General features: G+C 73.4%; 16 protein-coding genes and 1 tRNA gene. 7 read left to right on the forward strand and 10 right to left on the reverse strand.

What is annotated here, in order from left to right; all coding sequences use genetic code 11:
• The coding region (locus ABTY20_RS28495) for a DUF2510 domain-containing protein (protein WP_351999918.1) at positions 1–638 on the reverse strand (638 nt) is incomplete at its 3' end.
• A gap of 113 nt (positions 639–751) precedes the next feature.
• The gene (locus tag ABTY20_RS28500; protein ID WP_351999919.1) at positions 752–2218 is read right to left on the reverse strand and encodes an FAD-binding oxidoreductase; all 1467 of its coding nucleotides are present in this window, start codon (positions 2216–2218) and stop codon (positions 752–754) included.
• A gap of 104 nt (positions 2219–2322) precedes the next feature.
• Here ABTY20_RS28500 and ABTY20_RS28505 point away from each other — a divergent pair, with 104 nt between their 5' ends.
• The gene (locus ABTY20_RS28505; protein ID WP_351999920.1) at positions 2323–3735 is read left to right on the forward strand and encodes a tetratricopeptide repeat protein; all 1413 of its coding nucleotides are present in this window, start codon (positions 2323–2325) and stop codon (positions 3733–3735) included.
• 29 nt (positions 3736–3764) lie between these two features.
• Here ABTY20_RS28505 and hppD read toward each other — a convergent pair whose 3' ends face one another.
• Positions 3765–4910 (reverse strand): 4-hydroxyphenylpyruvate dioxygenase, encoded by a 1146-nt coding sequence (gene hppD / locus ABTY20_RS28510; RefSeq protein WP_351999921.1) that lies wholly within the window; start codon positions 4908–4910, stop codon positions 3765–3767.
• Between the two features lie 122 nt (positions 4911–5032).
• Between hppD and ABTY20_RS28515 the strand changes: the two genes are divergently transcribed.
• The 5 genes from ABTY20_RS28515 to ABTY20_RS28535 are packed head-to-tail and all read left to right on the forward strand — an operon-like array spanning position 5033 to position 9351.
• Complete coding sequence (locus ABTY20_RS28515) at positions 5033–5503, forward strand: Lrp/AsnC family transcriptional regulator (protein WP_351999922.1); 471 nt, start codon at positions 5033–5035, stop codon at positions 5501–5503.
• 30 nt (positions 5504–5533) lie between these two features.
• A complete protein-coding gene (locus ABTY20_RS28520) occupies positions 5534–6181 on the forward strand; it encodes an ABC transporter permease (protein WP_351999923.1) in 648 nt (215 codons plus the stop codon).
• A complete protein-coding gene (locus tag ABTY20_RS28525) occupies positions 6174–7523 on the forward strand; it encodes a betaine/proline/choline family ABC transporter ATP-binding protein (protein WP_351999924.1) in 1350 nt (449 codons plus the stop codon). The genes ABTY20_RS28520 and ABTY20_RS28525 overlap by 8 nt, the downstream gene beginning before the upstream one ends.
• A gap of 50 nt (positions 7524–7573) precedes the next feature.
• A complete protein-coding gene (locus tag ABTY20_RS28530; RefSeq protein ID WP_502991905.1) occupies positions 7574–8389 on the forward strand; it encodes an ABC transporter permease in 816 nt (271 codons plus the stop codon).
• Positions 8386–9351 (forward strand): glycine betaine ABC transporter substrate-binding protein, encoded by a 966-nt coding sequence (locus ABTY20_RS28535; protein WP_351999925.1) that lies wholly within the window; start codon positions 8386–8388, stop codon positions 9349–9351. The genes ABTY20_RS28530 and ABTY20_RS28535 overlap by 4 nt, the downstream gene beginning before the upstream one ends.
• On the opposite strand, the gene ABTY20_RS28540 is transcribed toward ABTY20_RS28535, so the two are convergent.
• The 6 genes from ABTY20_RS28540 to ABTY20_RS28565 all read right to left on the reverse strand — a co-directional run bounded on the left by ABTY20_RS28540 (position 9348) and on the right by ABTY20_RS28565 (position 15107).
• Positions 9348–10139, reverse strand: coding sequence for a S16 family serine protease (locus ABTY20_RS28540; protein WP_351999926.1), 792 nt, complete (start codon positions 10137–10139; stop codon positions 9348–9350). The two genes, ABTY20_RS28535 and ABTY20_RS28540, sit on opposite strands and share 4 nt — an antisense overlap.
• A 74-nt stretch (positions 10140–10213) precedes the next feature.
• Positions 10214–10855 (reverse strand): IclR family transcriptional regulator, encoded by a 642-nt coding sequence (locus tag ABTY20_RS28545; RefSeq protein WP_351999927.1) that lies wholly within the window; start codon positions 10853–10855, stop codon positions 10214–10216.
• A gap of 277 nt (positions 10856–11132) precedes the next feature.
• Positions 11133–12932 (reverse strand): DEAD/DEAH box helicase, encoded by a 1800-nt coding sequence (locus ABTY20_RS28550; RefSeq protein ID WP_351999928.1) that lies wholly within the window; start codon positions 12930–12932, stop codon positions 11133–11135.
• A 122-nt stretch (positions 12933–13054) separates the two neighbouring features.
• Positions 13055–13423 carry a type II toxin-antitoxin system death-on-curing family toxin gene (locus ABTY20_RS28555; protein ID WP_351999929.1) on the reverse strand — a complete coding sequence of 123 codons (369 nt, stop codon included), beginning with the start codon at positions 13421–13423 and terminating at the stop codon, positions 13055–13057.
• Entirely contained in the window at positions 13423–13620 is a 198-nt protein-coding gene (locus ABTY20_RS28560; RefSeq protein WP_351999930.1) for a hypothetical protein, read from the reverse strand. The genes ABTY20_RS28555 and ABTY20_RS28560 overlap by 1 nt, the downstream gene beginning before the upstream one ends.
• A gap of 32 nt (positions 13621–13652) precedes the next feature.
• Positions 13653–15107: an MFS transporter gene (locus ABTY20_RS28565; RefSeq protein WP_351999931.1), complete on the reverse strand. Its 1455-nt coding sequence runs from the start codon at positions 15105–15107 to the stop codon at positions 13653–13655.
• Positions 15108–15325: 218 nt separating this feature from the next.
• Between ABTY20_RS28565 and ABTY20_RS28570 the strand changes: the two genes are divergently transcribed.
• Positions 15326–15397, forward strand: a tRNA-Cys gene (locus ABTY20_RS28570).
• Positions 15398–15739: 342 nt separating this feature from the next.
• On the opposite strand, the gene ABTY20_RS28575 is transcribed toward ABTY20_RS28570, so the two are convergent.
• Positions 15740–16915 (reverse strand): SUKH-4 family immunity protein, encoded by a 1176-nt coding sequence (locus ABTY20_RS28575; RefSeq protein ID WP_351999932.1) that lies wholly within the window; start codon positions 16913–16915, stop codon positions 15740–15742.
• Between the last annotated feature and the right edge of the window lie 15 nt (positions 16916–16930).

Below are 16930 nucleotides of genomic sequence, written 5' to 3' on the forward strand. Positions count from 1 at the left end.
GCCGCCGCCTTCCCGGCCGCGAACCCGGGCCGCCCGGGGGCCGCCGGGCCCTGTCCCGGGCCGGGCTGCGCCGTGCGCGGGGTCACGGCGCGGAAGGTCATCGTGCCCTCGTCCGCGGGGGCCCCGTCCTCCCGCCGCGGCTTCGGCGCCGGTGTGCGGAAGACGAAGGTGTCGCCCGAACCGGCCGCGGCCCGTTCGTCCGGGGCGCCGGTGTCCGCGTGCCCGGTCTCCGGCGCGGACGGCGCCTGCGCGTGCGGCACCCTCGGGTCGGCGCCCCAGGACACCTTGCGGTCCTGGGCGCCGCCGAAGCCGGCCTGGTGCGAGCGGTCGGCGCCCCACGCCGAGGCGGGCTCGGGCCGGCCGCCGTGCCGGGGATCGGCCGGGGCCGGGGACGCCGGGAGGGGTTCCTCGACCGGGTCCTCGTCGAAGAAGTGCGGTCCGGTCTCCTCGACGGAGGGCCGCGCCGGTCCCGCGCCGGGCGGCGGTGCGAGCTGCTCGCCGTCCCGGGGCGCCGGACGGCTCGTGCCCGGTACCCAGGAGGCGCCGTTCCAGTACCGGACATATCCGGGAATGGACGGGTCCGGGTAGTACCCTTCGCGGGGCCTGTCGTCACCGGGGGCCGGGGTTGGGGCACTCATTCCGTCGTCCCGTATCTGCTCGATGGGTGGGTCGGGGGGACCACATCTATCAGACGGGCGGGGCTCCGACCGCCCGTCCGGCCGGACCCCACCCCTTTCGGGCGCCTTCTCGTTCAGAAGAGCTTGCCCGGGTTGAGAATGCCCAGCGGGTCGAAGACCCGCTTGACGGCGCGCTGCATCTCCAGTCCCACCGGGCCGAGTTCCCGCGCCAGCCACTCCTTCTTCAGCACGCCCACGCCGTGTTCGCCGGTGATGGTGCCGCCGAGTTCCAGGCCGAGCGCCATGATCTCGTCGAAGGACGCGCGGGCCCGCCGCGACTCCTCCGGGTCCGTGGCGTCGAAGCAGACCGTCGGATGGGTGTTGCCGTCGCCGGCGTGGGAGACGACGCCGACGGTGAGCCGGTGCTTCCCGGAGATCCGCTCGACGCCGTCGAGGAACTCGCCGAGTCCCGAGCGGGGCACGCACACGTCGTCGATCATCGTCGTGCCCTTGACCGCTTCCAGGGCGACCAGGGACATCCGCCGCGCCTGGAGCAGCAGTTCGGACTCGGCGGGGTCCTCGGCCGTCACGACCCGGGTGGCGCCCGCCTCCTCGCAGAGCGCGCCGACGGCGGCGAGGTCGACGGCCGGGTCGGGGGTGTCGAAGCCGGCCAGCAGCAGGGCCTCCGTGGAGTCCGGCAGGCCCATGCGGGCCAGGTCGTTGACGGCCCTGACGGTCGTGCGGTCCATGAGTTCGAGGAGGGAGGGCACGTGGCCTCCCGCCCGTCGCCCACCACCACCCTTCTGCGGACGCGCTTCGCGCCCTTCCGTCTTCATGATGCGGCACACGGCGTCGCAGGCGGCGGCACCGGAGGAGAACTCGGCGGCCAGCACCAGCTGCCCGGGCGGCTCGGGCCGCAGGGCGAGGACCGCCCGGACGACGACGCCGAGGGAGCCCTCGGACCCGACGAACAGACGGGTCAGGTCGTATCCGGCGACGCCCTTGGCGGTGCGCCGGCCGGTGGACATCAGGCGGCCGTCGGCGAGGACGACGTCCAGGCCGAGGACGTACTCGGCCGTCACCCCGTACTTCACGCAGCACAGCCCGCCCGAGGCGGTGCCGATGTTGCCGCCGATGGTGCACGTCTCCCAGCTGGAGGGGTCGGGCGGGTAGTACAGGCCGTGTGCCTGCACCGCGCGGGAGAGGGCGGCGTTGACGACGCCGGGTTCGACGACGGCGATCCGGTCGACCGGGCTGATCTCCAGGATGCGGTCCATCTTCGTCAGGGAGAGCACGACGCAGCCGTCGGTGGCGTTGGCGGCGCCGGACAGGCCGGTGCGGGCGCCCTGCGGGACGACGGGGACCCGCAGCCCGGTGGCGGTGCGCATGACGTGCTGGACCTGTTCGACCGTGCGCGGCAGGACCACCACCGCGGGGCTGCCGGCCGGGCAGAAGCTCGCCATGTCGTGGGCGTAGGAGGCCGTGACGTCGGGATCGGTGAGGACGGCCTCGGGGGGCAGGCCGCCGAGCAGCCGGTCGACGAGGGGTCCGGCCGCCACCGTGTCTTCATCGCGTCGCGCTTCGATACGGCTCACGATCACAGCGTGGCACCGGGGGGCCATCGGTGTGAACCCGTGTACGGCAGCCGCGTCACGCCGGAGTGTGATCGTCGTACGGGCGTGGGGTGTGGCGCAGGGTGTGCGCCATGACGGTGCGCGCCACGGACGACAAGCCCCACGAGCCCCGGCGGCGGGCCCGCCGCCGGGCGCTGCTCGCCTCGGTCGCCGGATGCGCGGTACTGGGCGCGGCACCGGTGCTGTGGCTCTGGGGGCACGAGGCGCCGCCCGCTCCGGAGGCGGGTGCGCGGGCGCTGGCGGCGGTCACCGGCGGGGTGCCGGCCGCGCTGCCCGACCTGGCGGCGCTGGCCGGGGAGCGCGAGCGGCGGGTGCGCGAGCATCCCCGGGACGCGGAGGCCTGGGCGGTGCTCGGGGCGGCCCGGGTGGAACAGGGGCTGCGGCTGGCGGATCCGGCCTACTGGACGCGGGCCGAGGAGGCGCTGCGCACCTCGCTGAAGGTGCGGGCGAAGGGGAACGCCCCGGCGCTGCGGGGGATGGCGGCGCTGGCGAACGCGCGGCGGGACTTCGCGGGCGCGCGGAAGTGGGGCCAGGCGGCGCGGAAGCTGGAGCCGGGGCGGTGGACGACGTACCCGCTGCTGATCGAGGCGTCCGCCGGGCTCGGCGACGACGAGGAGGCGGGCCGGCTGCTGGAGCGGCTGAAGGAGCTGCGCTCCGGGCCCGCCGTGATGGCGTGGGCGGCGGCCGTGTACCGGGACCGGGGCTGGCGGGAGGACGCGGCGGCCGAGCTGGCGGACGCGGCGCCGACCGCCCGGGGGCCGGCCGAGCGGGCGGCCTATCTGGAGCGGGCCGGACAGCTCGCCTGGGAGCGCGGCGACCGGGAGGAGGCGCTGCGGTACTTCCGGCAGGCGGTGCGGACCGACCCCGATCAGCGGGCGGCACAGGCCGGGTGGGGCAGGACGCTGGCGGCGCTGGGGCGGACGCCGGAGGCGCTGGGCGCGTACCGGACGGCGCTGGCGGAGCAGCCCCGGCCGGAGTACGCGCTGGAGCTGGGTGAGCTGTACGAGTCGCTGGGGCTGCGGCGGGCGGCGGAGGCGCGGTACGAGGTGGTGCGGGAGCGGGTGCGGGCGGCCGCCGCGCACGGGGGCGACGAGTCACTGGTGCTGGGGCGGCTCGAGGCGGACCACGGGGACGCGGCCGGTGCCGTGCGGCGGCTGCGGGGGCTGTGGAAGCGGCAGCCGTCCACCGCGGTGGCGGACGCGCTGGGGTGGGCGCTGCACCGGGCCGGCCGGCACGAGGAGGCGTTGCCGTTCGCGGTGCGGGCGACCGGGGGGACGGAGGGGGGTGGGGTGCGCAGCGCGCCGTACGTGTTCCACCGGGGGATGATCGAGCGGTCGCTGGGGCGGCACGGGGCGGCACGGCGGCACCTGGAGGAGGCGCTGCGGATCAATCCGTGGTTCTCGCCGCTGTGGGCGCCGCGGGCGAAGGCGGCGCTGGCCCGCCTGGGGGAGCCTTCCCTCCAGGCGGGACCCGGGTTGTCCTGAGGCACGGCCGCCCGCGGCTACGGGGGCGCCTACAGGTTGCCGCGCTTGGCCTGTTCGCGTTCGATGGCCTCGAAGAGGGCCTTGAAGTTGCCCTTGCCGAAGCCCATGGAGCCGTGCCGCTCGATGAGTTCGAAGAAGACCGTCGGGCGGTCCTGGACCGGCTTGGTGAAGATCTGCAGCAGGTAGCCGTCCTCGTCGCGGTCGACGAGGATCTTCAGCTCGCGCAGCGTCTCCACCGGCACCCGGGTCTCGCCGGCCCACTCGCCGAGGGTGTCGTAGTACGAGTCGGGGGTGTCCAGGAACCGCACGCCGGCCGCGCGCATCCGGCGGACCGTCTGCACGATGTCGTTGGTGTTCAGCGCGATGTGCTGGACGCCCGCGCCGCCGTAGAACTCCAGGTACTCGTCGATCTGGGACTTCTTCTTGGCGACGGCGGGCTCGTTGATCGGGAACTTGACCTTGAGCGTGCCGTCGGCGACCACCTTCGACATCAGCGCGCTGTACTCGGTGGCGATGTCGTCGCCCACGAACTCCTTCATGTTCGTGAAGCCCATGACCTTGTTGTAGAACTCGACCCACTCGTTCATCCGGCCGAGCTCGACGTTGCCGACGCAGTGGTCGACGGCCTGGAAGAAGCGCTGGGCGGGCGGCTCGACGATCGGGTCGGCGGCGACGTACCCGGGCAGGTAGGGGCCGTCGTAGCCGGTGCGCTCGACCAGGGTGTGGCGGGTCCTGCCGTACGTGGCGATCGCGGCCAGGACCACGGTGCCGTGCTCGTCCTTCAGCTCGTACGGCTCGGCGACGGAGCGGGCGCCGTGCTCGACGGCGTAGGCGTACGCGGCGCGCGCGTCCGGGACCTCGATGGCGAGGTCGACGACGCCGTCGCCGTGCGCGGCCACGTGGTCGGCGAGGAAGGCGCCCCACTCGGTGGACTGCTTGATCACCGAGGTGAACACGAAGCGGGCCGAACCGCTCTCGAGGACGTAGGCGGCGGTCTCGCGGCTGCCGTTCTCCGGTCCGGAGTAGGCGACCAGCTTCATGCCGAAGGCGGTGGAGTAGTAGTGCGCCGCCTGCTTGGCGTTGCCCACGGCGAAGACGACCGCGTCCATTCCCTTGACCGGGAAGGGGTCGGCCTGCCGGGCGGTGTCGGGAGCGTGGTGTGTGGTCTGCGTCATGGGGGCAGGGTGGTGCAGCCCCGCAAGGTGCGCAATAGTTCGGCCGTTCACTGGGCAATGTGTTCAGCCGTCTGCCCGTGCCGTCGGGCTTTCTGTACAGGATGACCACCGGGGAGGCCGGTATGGCGATCGATCATCTGGACGGGCGGATCATCCTGCTGCTGGCGCGGGAGCCGCGGATCGGGGTGCTGGAGATGTCCCGGCGGCTCGGGGTGGCGCGCGGCACCGTGCAGGCCCGCCTCGACCGGCTTCAGTCGAACGGAGTCATCCGCGGATTCGGTCCGGAGGTGGATCCCGCGGCCCTCGGCTACCCGGTCACGGCGTTCGCCACGCTGCAGATCCGGCAGGGTCAAGGAGCCGACGTGCGGGCCCACTTGGCGACCGTGCCGGAGGTGCTGGAGCTGCACACCACCACCGGTACCGGGGACATGCTGTGCCGTCTCGTGGCGCGCTCCAACGCCGATCTCCAGCGGGTGATCGACCGCGTCGTCGGTTTTGATGGCATCGTCCGGGCCTCCACGGCGATCGTCATGGAGAACCCCGTTCCGCTGCGGATCATCCCGCTGGTGGAGCAGGCCGCGCTCGGCGAGTGAACCGACCTGGCCGAGCCGGGGTGAGGCGATGTGAACTTCTGGGAGTACCTGGAGAGCCGGCACCAGCAACTGCTGGCCGACGCCTACCAGCACGCCAGTGTCGTCCTCCAGTGCATGGTGGTGGCGACGCTGCTCGGTGTGCTGATCGGGGTGGTCACCTACCGCAGCGAGTGGGCGGGCGGCCTGGCCACGACCGCCACCGCCACCCTGCTGACCGTTCCGGCGCTGGCCATGATCGGCCTGCTGGTCCCGGTCGTGGGGCTCGGGGTGCCGCCGACGGTGATCGCGCTGACGCTGTACGGGCTGCTGCCGATCGTGCGGAACGCGATCGTGGGGCTGCGCGGGGTCGACCCGTCGCTGGTGGACGCGGCCAAGGGCATCGGGATGTCCCGTGCGGCCCGGCTGGTGCGGGTGGAGCTGCCGCTGGCCTGGCCGCCGATCCTGACCGGGATCCGGGTCTCCACGCAGATGCTGATGGGCATCGCCGCCATCGCCGCGTACGCCTCCGGGCCCGGCCTCGGCAACCTGATCTTCCGCGGGATCGCCTCGCTGGGCAGCAAGAACGCGCTGAACCAGGTGCTCGCGGGCACCCTCGGGATCATCGCCCTGGCCCTGCTGTTCGACGCCGCGTACGTGCTGATCGGACGGCTGACCGTTCCCAGGGGGATCCGTGCCTGATCCGTCCGGCCCCGGTCCGTCCGGTCCTGGTCCGTCCGGTCCCGGTCCGTCCGGTCCCGGTGCGTCCGGGACGGCGCCCCGGTCGGTCGGGGCGACCATCGAGCTGGAGGGCCTGACCAAGCGGTACCCGGGCAGTGCGCTGCCGGCCGTCGACAGCGTCAGCATGGACATCAGGGCGGGCGAGACGGTGATCCTCGTCGGCCCGTCGGGGTGCGGGAAGTCCACCCTCCTGAAGATGGTCAACCGGCTGATCGAGCCGACGGGCGGCCGGATCCGCATCGGCGGCCGGGACGTCACCGGCATGGACCCGGTGCGGCTGCGCCGCACGATCGGGTACGCGATCCAGGCCAGCGGGCTGTTCCCGCACATGACGGTGGCGCAGAACATCGCGCTGGTGCCGAGGATGCTGCGCTGGCCGGCGGCCCGGGTGCGGGACCGGGTGGAGGAGATGCTGGACCTGGTCGGCCTGGACCCCGGCGAGTTCCACGGCCGCTACCCGCGCCAGCTGTCCGGCGGCCAGCAGCAGCGGGTGGGCGTGGCGCGGGCGCTGGCGGCGGACCCGCCGGTGCTGCTGATGGACGAGCCGTTCGGCGCGGTCGACCCGATCACCCGGGACCACCTCCAGGACGAGCTGATCCGGCTCCAGCGGGAGCTGCACAAGACGATCGTCTTCGTCACCCACGACTTCGACGAGGCGATCAAGATCGGCGACCGGATCGCGGTGCTGCGCGAACGCTCCCACATCGCCCAGTTCGACACCCCGGAGGCGATCCTCACCAACCCCGCCGACGACTTCGTCTCCGGTTTCGTCGGCGCGGGCGCGGCGCTGAAGCGGCTGAACCTGACCCGGGTGCGGGACGTGGGGATCACCGACTACCCGACGGTGGGCGTCGACGACCCGCTCCAGGAGATCTTCGACAGGCTCCGCTCCGGCGGCACCAACGAGGTCCTGGTGCTCGACCGGCGGGGCCGCCCCTACAAGTGGCTCAGGCGCGGCGACATGGTGCGCGCCGAGGGCTCCCTGGCCCGCGCGGGCACGCTGGTGCACGACACGGTGACCCAGGACGCCACGCTGCGGGACGCCCTGGAGGCGGTGCTCACCGACAACACGGGCCGGGTCCCGGTCACCGGGCGGCGCGGCGCGTACGAGGGCGTCGTGGACGTGGAGACGCTGATGAACTCCGTGCACGAACTGCTGGAGGCGGACCGGCTGGAGGCGATGGACGCCCGGCACGAACTCCAGGAGCAGCGGTCCGCGCGGACGCACGCCGAGCAGGAGGGCTTCGACGGCCCCGGCGCTCCCGGCGGTCCCGGCGCTCCCGGCGGGGGGACGAAGGCGTGAGGGCCCCCGTTTCCGGCTCCTCCGGGTGGCGGCCCGAGGACGGTCACGAGGTGCGGGAACCGGCGTCCCGGGGCGGGGGCGGCGCGGCGCCGGACGGGGCGCGGGCCGCTCCCCGGGCCGTGCGGCCGCCCCGGGTGACCTGGCGGAAACTGACGTTCCTGCCGGTGGCGCTGATCGCCGTGCTGCTCGCGACGTGGCTGTGGTTCGAGCAGGCGGACCTGGACGCGCTCACCCGGAACGCGCTGTCGAACGGGCAGGTGTCCAAGGCGCTGTGGCAGCACATCGAGCTCACCGTCATCTCGACGTTCTTCGTGCTGCTCATCGCGATCCCGCTGGGCGTCCTGCTGACCCGCCGCACGTTCCGCAGGGCGACGCCGGTGGCGGTGGCGGTGGCCAACGCGGGCCAGGCCACCCCGGCGATCGGTCTGCTGGCGCTGCTGGTGATCTGGCTGGGCATCGGCCGCCGGGCGGCCCTGATCGGCATCATCGCCTACGCCGTGCTGCCGGTGCTGTCCAACACCATCGCGGGTCTGAAGGCGAACGACCCGACGCTGCTGGAGGCGGCGCGCGGCATCGGCATGTCCCCGCTGGGCGTGCTCACCCGGGTGGAGCTGCCGCTGGCCGTCCCCCTCATCCTGGCGGGCGTGCGGACGGCGCTCGTCCTGAACGTCGGCACGGCGACGCTGGCCACCTTCGGCGGCGGCGGGGGGCTCGGCGTGCTGATCACCACCGGGATCACCAGCCAGCGGATGCCGGTGCTGGTGGTGGGCTCGGTCCTCACCGTCGCGCTGGCGCTGCTGGTGGACTGGCTGGCCTCCCTGGCGGAGCTGCTGCTGCGGCCGCACGGCCTGGAGGCGGGCCCGTGAGGCGGGCCCGCCTGTTCCTGGCCGGGGTGCTGCTGGCGGCGGTCCCGGGCTGCGGGCTGACCAGCGGCTCCCCCATGGTCGACGACGTGGAACCGGGCACGGTCGGCCGGGGCAGGCCGCTGGAGGGCGCGAAGCTCACCGTCACCTCGAAGGAGTTCACCGAGCAGCTGATCCTCGGCGCGATCATGGGCATCGCCTTCCAGGCGGCCGGCGCGGAGGTCGTCGACCGGACCGGCATCCAGGGCTCGGTCGGCTCCCGGGAGGCGGTCGTCAACGGCGAGGCGGACGCCGGGTTCGAGTACACGGGCACGGCGTGGATCACGTACCAGGGCAACAGCGAGCCGATCCCGGACCCGCGCGAGCAGTGGCGGGCGGTGCGGGACGCGGACGTGAGGAACGGGGTGACCTGGCTGGAGCCGTCGAAGCTGAACAACACCTACGCCCTCGCCATGAACCAGGCGAACTACGAGAGGTACCGCACCCTGACCCTCTCCCAGGTGGCGGAGCTGGCGACGTCCGATCCGGGGGCGGTGACGCTGTGCGTGGAGGGCGAGTTCGCCAACCGGGCGGACGGGCTGCCGGGCATGGAGAAGGCGTACGGCATGGACGTCCCGGCGCGCGACGTCACGCAGATGGACACCGGGATCATCTACACCCAGACGGCCAAGGGCGCCTGCGCCTACGGCGAGGTCTTCACCACCGACGGGCGGATCAAGTCCATGAACCTGGTGGTGATGGAGGACGACAAGAGGTTCTTCCCCAACTACAACGCGGCGCCGACGGTCAACACCGACACGTTCGAGAAGTGGCCGGCCATCGCCGACGTCCTCGCCCCGGTGACGGCGAAGCTGGACAACACCGTGGCCCAGGACCTCAACGCGAAGGTGGACGTCGACGGGGAGGACCCGCACCAGGTGGCGCTGGACTGGATGGTGGCGGAGGGGCTGGTCGAGGAGGGCTAACAGCCGGGGACCTTCCCGGTGCCCTTCTCCAGGGCGACCAGCGCGTCGACGGCGCTTTCGAGGGTGGTGACCGGGATCAGGCGCAGGCCGTCGGGGAGTTCGGCCCGGGCGTCGGAGCACTCGTCCTTCGGGACCAGGAAGACGGTGGCGCCGTCCCGCCTGGCCGCCTGCGTCTTCAGGGGGACGCCGCCGACCGCGCCGACGGTGCCGTCCGCGTCGATCGTGCCCGTCCCGGCGACGATCCGTCCGCCGGTGAGGTCGCCGCCGTCGCCGTCGCCGTCCAGCTTGTCGACGATGCCGAGGGAGAACAGCAGGCCGGCGCTGGGGCCGCCGACGTCGGCGAGCTCCAGGGTGACCTCGATGTCGTCGTCCTCGCGGCCGAGGTAGCCCAGGGCGGCCCGGACCGCCTCGTCCTGGGACTCCTTCATCTGCGCGCGGTTGTACCGCTCGATCTCCTTGACGCTGTCGCCGCTGGGGTAGACGGAGTCACGGGGCATGACCGCCCGGTCGGTGTCGAACCAGCCGTCGACGACCTCCGGGAGGCCGACGCGGGTGTCCGGTGAGGTCGCCTCGATGGTCGTCATCCGCAGCTGCCCGCTGGTCTCGCGGACGGGTGCGCCGGTGATCGTGATGACCGGGGTGCCCTTGTCCTCGCCGAGGACGTTCGCGGTCATGCCGGGCTGTGCGAGGGAGAAGGGCAGCGGGGCGAACGCGGCGGTGGCGAGCAGGGCCACCACGGGGGCGGCCAGGACGGCCAGGGCCTGGGGACGCGAGAGGCGAGAGAGCACGGGGCCAATCTAACGTGCCGCCGCCGTGGGCGGCCGTGCCTCCCCCGCCCTCGGCCGCCCGTGGGGCGGGCGGCTCAGCGCAGCGCCTCCGCCACCTCGCGGGCCGCGTCCACCACCCGCGCGCCGACCCGTTCCGGGACGACCTCCGCCAGCATGACCACGCCCACGCTGCCCTCGACCCCGGTCACCCCGAGCAGCGGCGCGGCCGCCCCGCACGCGCCCGCCTCCAACTCACCGTGGGTCAGCGTGTATCCGGGGTCGTCCGCCCGCTGCTGCCGGGCCGACAGGATCGCCTTCCCCGCGGCCCCCCGCTCCAGCGGGTGCCGGAACCCCGCCCGGTACGCCACGTGGTAGTCCGTCCACGACGGCTCCACCACGGCCACCGCCAGCGCCTCCGCGCCGTCCACCAGCGTCAGGTGCGCGGTCGCCCCTATGTCCTCGGCCAGCGACCGCAGCGCCGGCATCGCCGCCTCCCGCACCAGCGGGTGCACCTGCCGGCCCAGCCTCAGCACCCCGAGCCCGACCCGGGCCCGTCCGCCCAGGTCGCGGCGTACGAGCGCGTGCTGCTCCAGCGTGGCGAGCAACCGGTACACCACCGTCCGGTTCACGCCCAGTTTGTGGGAAAGCTCGGTGACGGTCAGCCCGTGGTCCGTATCGGCCAGCAGCTTGAGGACACGCAGTCCCCTGTCGAGCGTCTGAGAGGTCTCCGCGGTCACGACGCCCACTCCTTCAGTGGTGAGGTCGGCGGCCCCCTCGCGGTGGATGCGTCACCGAGTCCCGTCGGTCACGCGCTTCAGAGGCCGCCGATCGGCCGGCGGCCCGGTCGTCTCCCGGGCACAGTCGCTTCACGGCTGCGCTCCGCGGCGGCGCTGCCACGGGGCGTGTGCGTTGCGGGGACAGTAGCGAGCCGGTCCGGTGAGCGGAAGGCTCCGTCCAGAATCCGGGCATCCTTCCGGGAAAGTCGTTCCCTTTGCCCCCATACGCGCCCCTGGGTCACCGCATGCGCGTGGCCCATTCCTGCACCTTTTCGATCCGCTGGCGCAGCTGTCCCGCCGTGGCCTCGGCCGAGGGCGGGCCGCCGCAGACCCGGCGCAGCTCGGTGTGGATGACGCCGTGCGGCTTGCCGCTCTGGTGCACGTACGCGCCGACCAGGCTGTTGAGCCGCTTGCGCAGCTCCATCATCTCCTTGTGGGAGACCACGGGCCGTCGCTCGGCGGGCAGTTCCAGCAGGTCGGCCTCGGTGTCCGGCTTCTTGCGGCTGTGCGCGATCTGCCGGGCCTGCCGCTTCTGGAGCAGCAGCTGCACCTGGTCGGGTTCCAGGAGTCCGGGGATGCCGAGGTAGTCCTGCTCCTCGTCGCTGCCGGGGTGGGCCTGCATGCCGAACTCGGCGCCGTTGTACATCACCCGGTCGAAGACGGCGTCGGACTCCAGCGCCTCGAAGGGCAGCATGTCCTGCTCGCCGGTGTCCTCGTCCTGCTCCCGGTTCGCCTCCTCCATCTCCTTCTCGGACTCGGCGTACGGGTCCTCCTCGCCCTCCTTCTTGGGCTTGTCGAGGACGTGGTCGCGCTCGCGCTCCATCTCGCCTGCGAAGCCGAGCAGGTCCGGGATGGTCGGCAGGAACACGGACGCGGTCTCGCCGCGCCGCCGGGACCGCACGAAACGTCCCACTGCCTGGGCGAAGAACAGCGGGGTGGAGATGGTGGTGGCGTACACGCCGACCGCGAGGCGCGGCACGTCGACGCCCTCGGACACCATGCGGACGGCGACCATCCAGCGGTCGTCGCCGGCGCTGAACTCGTCGATCCGCCGGGACGCGCCGGCGTCGTCGGACAGCACGAGGGTGGCCTTGTGGCCGGTGATGTCGCGGATCAGCTTGGCGTAGGCGCGGGCGGACTCCTGGTCGGAGGCGATGACGAGGGCGCCGGCGTCCGGGATGCCCTTGCGGACCTCGGTGAGCCGCTGGTCGGCGGCGCGCAGCACGGCCGGCATCCACTCGCCGCGCGGGTCCAGCGCGGTGCGCCAGGCCTGGCTGACGGCGTCCTTGGTCATGGGCTCGCCGAGGCGCGCCTCGATCTCGTCGCCGGCCTTGGTGCGCCAGCGCATGTTGCCGCTGTAGTTCATGAAGATGACGGGACGCACGACGTGGTCGGCGAGGGCGGAGCCGTAGCCGTAGGTGTAGTCGGCGGAGGAGCGGCGGATCCCGTCGTCGCCCTCCTCGTACGCCACGAAGGGGATGGGGTTGGTGTCCGAGCGGAACGGCGTGCCGGTGAGCGCGAGCCGCCGGGTGGCCGGCTCGAACGCCTCCAGACAGGCCTCGCCCCAGGACTTGGAGTCGCCGGCGTGGTGGATCTCGTCGAGGATGACGAGGGTCTTGCGCTGCTCGACCCGGTTGCGGTGCAGCATGGGGCGCACGCCGACGCCGGCGTACGTCACGGCGACGCCGTCGTACTCCCTGCCGAGCGGGCCCGCGCTGTACTCGGGGTCGAGCTTGATGCCTATCCGCGCGGCGGCCTCGGCCCACTGCTTCTTCAGGTGCTCGGTGGGCGCGACGACGGTCACCTGCTGCACGACGTGGTGGTGCAGCAGCCAGGACGCCAGCGTCAGCGCGAAGGTCGTCTTGCCGGCGCCGGGGGTGGCCACCGCCAGGAAGTCCCGGGGCTGCGTCTGGATGTACTTCTCCATCGCCCCCTGCTGCCAGGCGCGCAGCTTGCCGGCGGTGCCCCAGGGGGCACGTCCGGGGAAGGCCGGGGACAGGTGGTGCGAGTGGGACGCGGAGCTGGCGGTGGTAGTCACGATCTCCGAGGGGGGGTCGGGCGGCACGTCTGCGGATGACGACCGGGCCACCCTACCGATGCGCCGACGACGCGAACGCCGCTACGCGGCCGTCCCACCCGAGGGTGGGACCGAGGTCACAGTCAGCGCGCGAAGCGGGGCAGCTCGGATGCGATCTTGGGAACGTCCAGTACGCCCTGGCAGACGTCCAGCACAAACCGCTCGGCCTCGTCCACATCGAATTCCGGATCGAGCGAATGCCCGTTCATGTGGAGGAAGACCCAGGTCGCGTACCAGGCAAGGCGCTTATTGCCGTCGATGAGGGCATGGTTGCGGGCGAGGGACTCCATCAGGGCCGCGGCCTTCTGCCACACGTCTGGGTAGGCGTCCTGGCCGAACACGCTCGACTGCGGACGTGCCAGGGCCGAGTCCAGCAGCCCGTAATCGCGCACCGCATCCTCCCCGAGCCGCTTTGCGAGGTTCAGCAGCTCGGGCAAGGTGAGGTGGTGCATCAGGCGAGCCTCCGGTTCAGCTCCGCACTGGCCCTCAGCACATGGTCGGCCGCCTCGTTGAACAACCGCGCATGCTCGTTTATGGCCGCGACCACTGCGTCGTGCGCGAAGGCCTGCATGCTGCGTCCTTCCGCAGCGGCGCGCTCACGCAGGGCGTCGAGCTCTTCGTCGGTAAACCGCAGGTTCAGTCCGGCCATGCCGTGACGGTACTACGCGGTACCACTTGGTGTCATGCCGATTCCGTCCGCACTCGCGCCGCCACCCACGCCCCCGCCAGCGCCACCGCCGCCATCGGCAGGAACACCGCGGCGAAGGCGGCCGGGTGGGAGCCGGTGGCCTCCGTCGCCGCGTGGCTGACCGTGCCGCCGCCCAGGGCCGCGAAGGCGGCGCCGCCCGCGGCCAGCAGGAGGACGTTGGAGAGGCCGTCGGAGATCTGGAGGGCGGCGGAGTTGGCGCCCGCCTCCTGGGGGGCGGAGAGCTGGAGCAGCAGCACGCTGGTGGAGGAGATCACCAGGCCCATGCCGAAGCAGCCGAAGGCCCAGGCGACGGCCACCGTCCAGGCGGGCACGGCCTCGATCAGGACGGACGGGGCCGCCGCGATCGCCGCCGCCACCAGGACCATGCCGAGGACCATCAGGCGTTCCCGGTACGGCTCCAGGCGGGGCCGGGACTGGACCCAGGAGCCCAGCGCCCAGGTGCCGCCGCCGGCCGCGAGGGAGAAGCCGGCCAGGGTCGGGCTGAGGCCGCGCTGGGTGACCAGCATCAGCGGGACGAAGGACTCCGCCGCGATGAAGGAGCCGGCGGCGACCCCGCGCAGCAGGACGACCGAGGGCAGCCCGCGCACCGCGCGGCACGTGCCGCGCGGGAGCAGGCCGAGCACGGCCGGCACCAGCAGGGCGACGCCCAGCGCGCCCGGCAGCAGGGAGATCCAGCGCAGGTCCTGGGCTGCGTACTGGAGCAGGCCCGCGCCGAGGGAGATCGCCAGGGCCAGGCGGATGCGGCGGCCGTCGAAGGAGGCGGGCGCGTCCCCGCCCACCGGGCCGGACGCCAGGCGCCGTATCTGCGGCAGCGCGAGCGCCAGCGGGAACACCACGAGCACCGGGATGCCGAGGAACACCCAGCGCCAGCCGATGTGCTCGGTGACCGCCCCGGAGGCCAGCGGGCCGACGATCGACGGCACCACCCAGCTCGCCGCGAACGCCGCCATGATCGCCGGCCGCAGCCGCTCCGGGTAGGCCCGCCCGACGACGACGTACAGCGCGACGATCACCAGTCCGCCGCCGAGCCCCTGCACGGCCCGCCCCAGGATGAACAGCCACATCGCCCCGGCCGTCCCGGCGAGCAGCAGTCCCGCCGCGAAGGAGGCGATCCCCCAGGCCAGCGGCGCGAGCGGGCCCCGCCGGTCCGACCACTGGCCGGACAGCACCATGCCGAACAGGCTGGTCGTGAAGTACCCCGAGAACGCGAACGCGTACAACGGCACCCCGTCCAGCTCCCGCGCCGCCACCGGCATCGCCGTGCCGACCGCCGTCGCCTCGAAGGCGATCAGCAGCACCACGGAGACGATGCCGGTGCTCAGCGCCCGGTAGGGGCCGCTCAGCACGGTCGCGTCGGGGGCGGCGTCCGGGGAGGGGACGCCGACGGGCTCGGTGACATCGGTGTCACGCGGGTTCGGGGCGGTCATGACCGCCAGGGTAAGGGCCACGGCCCGGTATGACTCCTGTCGGGGGGCGGGACGGCGACGGGACCTTGGTCGTAGGTCCGGGACGGCCGTTCGTGAACGGCGCGTGGCAGTCGTGTTGCGGCCCCCGGGCTTCCCTTCCGCGCCGCCTCCGGCCCGCCGTACGGTCGTCCCACCGGTTCGGAACGGCGGGGCGCCGCACGGCGCCCCGCCCCCGACGCGGCCGTGTGCCCGAGTGGCCCAGGGACTCGCCTGCAAAGCGAGTTACGCGGGTTCGATTCCCGCCACGGCCTCCCTCCGGGGGCGGGGCGCTCCCGAAGCGCCCCGCCCCCGGACGCGGCCGGGTGCCCGAGCGGCCCAGGGAGTCGCCCGCACCGCGTCCACCGGCGAGCTCCGCCCGCGGGGAGTCACACGGATCCGATTCCCACCACCGCCTCCCTACGAAGCACCCCGCCCCGGCACGGTCTCCCCGTCCTCCGTCGGGGCGGACGGCGGCACAACCCTGGGCGGCCTCCGGTTGTCCAGGACATGCCCTGCCGTTCCCGCTCCGACGAGGAGAACAACCGTGCGTCAGCGCATCCGCCCCTCCGCCGCCCTGGCCGCCGCCGGACCGTCCTGACCGGCGGACCGCCGGCTCAGAGCACCCCGCCCGCCTCGTCCTGGAAGAGCTCCGTCCAGTAGTGCCAGTCGGTGTCGGCGGTGGTGCCCGTCGGGTCGACGCAGGACAGGACCTGGAGCATCGTCAGCGCCAGCTGGTCGTAGGTGTCGCTGGTCAGCGCGTGGCCCGACGCCTCGTCGACGGCGTGCTCGCGGTGCAGCAGCCAGAGGGTGAAGGCGAGGGTGGAGACGTCCGTGTTCAGGGGCGAGAGGACGGAGTCCGGCTCGCTCCAGCTGTGGACCGCTCCGGTGGCGCCGTCGACGACCAGGGCGGTGTCCTCGATCAGGTGCCCGAGGCGCACCAGGCACTCGGCCCGGGCGGGGAGGCGGTCGTCGGGGAGCCCGCAGTCGTCGGCGTAGTACTCCGTGAGCGTGCGCAGCGGCAGGTCGGTGTCCAGGTGGAAGAGGAAGCCGTCCTCCGGCAGGCCCGTCTCGCGCAGGAAGCGGCGGGTCGGCTCGTGCGTGAGCGTGGCGGGGAAGTCGACCTCCTCGAAGCGGACCACTCCGCCCCGGCCGAACTCCTCGTCCAGCAGGCGCAGGGGGAGGTCCAGGGCCAGCCCCGACGCCGCGCCGGGGCCCGCCACCAGGGCCAGCGGCCTGATCAGCGCGGCCATCTTCCAGAACGGCGCCGGCTCGCCGTCCGCGCCCTCCTCGAACACCGCCAGCAGCTGCCGGGAGGCCTCCGCGACAGCCTTGGTGCCGTACCGGCCCGCGTAGGCGGCGAACTGGCCGCGCAGTCCCGCCAGTTCGTCCGTGGCCGCGGCGAACCGCACCAGCGTCGGCAGGGACGGGGCGAGCGGGCGGCGGTCCATCAGGTCGGGGCGGTCGTGGAAGAGGAACGTCGTGGAGACCTCGCCGGTCGCCCCGTCGAGCAGCACCGACTCCGTCTCCAGGCCGGCCGGGCCCAGCAGTCCGCCGATGACCAGCTGGTCCCGCAGCTCCGGGGAGAGCCGGCCGTCGGGGTCGCCGGTCGAGTCGGCCACGGTGTGCGGACCGCCCTGCCGGGCCAGCTCCGCGAAGCTGAACAGGCCGCTGTCGGCGGGCAGTCCGGGGCCGGTCAGCCAGCGCCGCGTGGACGCGTGGGTGACGTGGGGATCGAGGTCGGCGTCGGTGAGTGTGATCGCCGTCGCGACAACGGTGTCGGTCGTGCTCATGATTCCCCCGCGATA

The sequence above is a fragment of the Streptomyces sp. NPDC126497 genome (assembly GCF_040302425.1).
GTDB lineage: Bacteria > Actinomycetota > Actinomycetes > Streptomycetales > Streptomycetaceae > Streptomyces.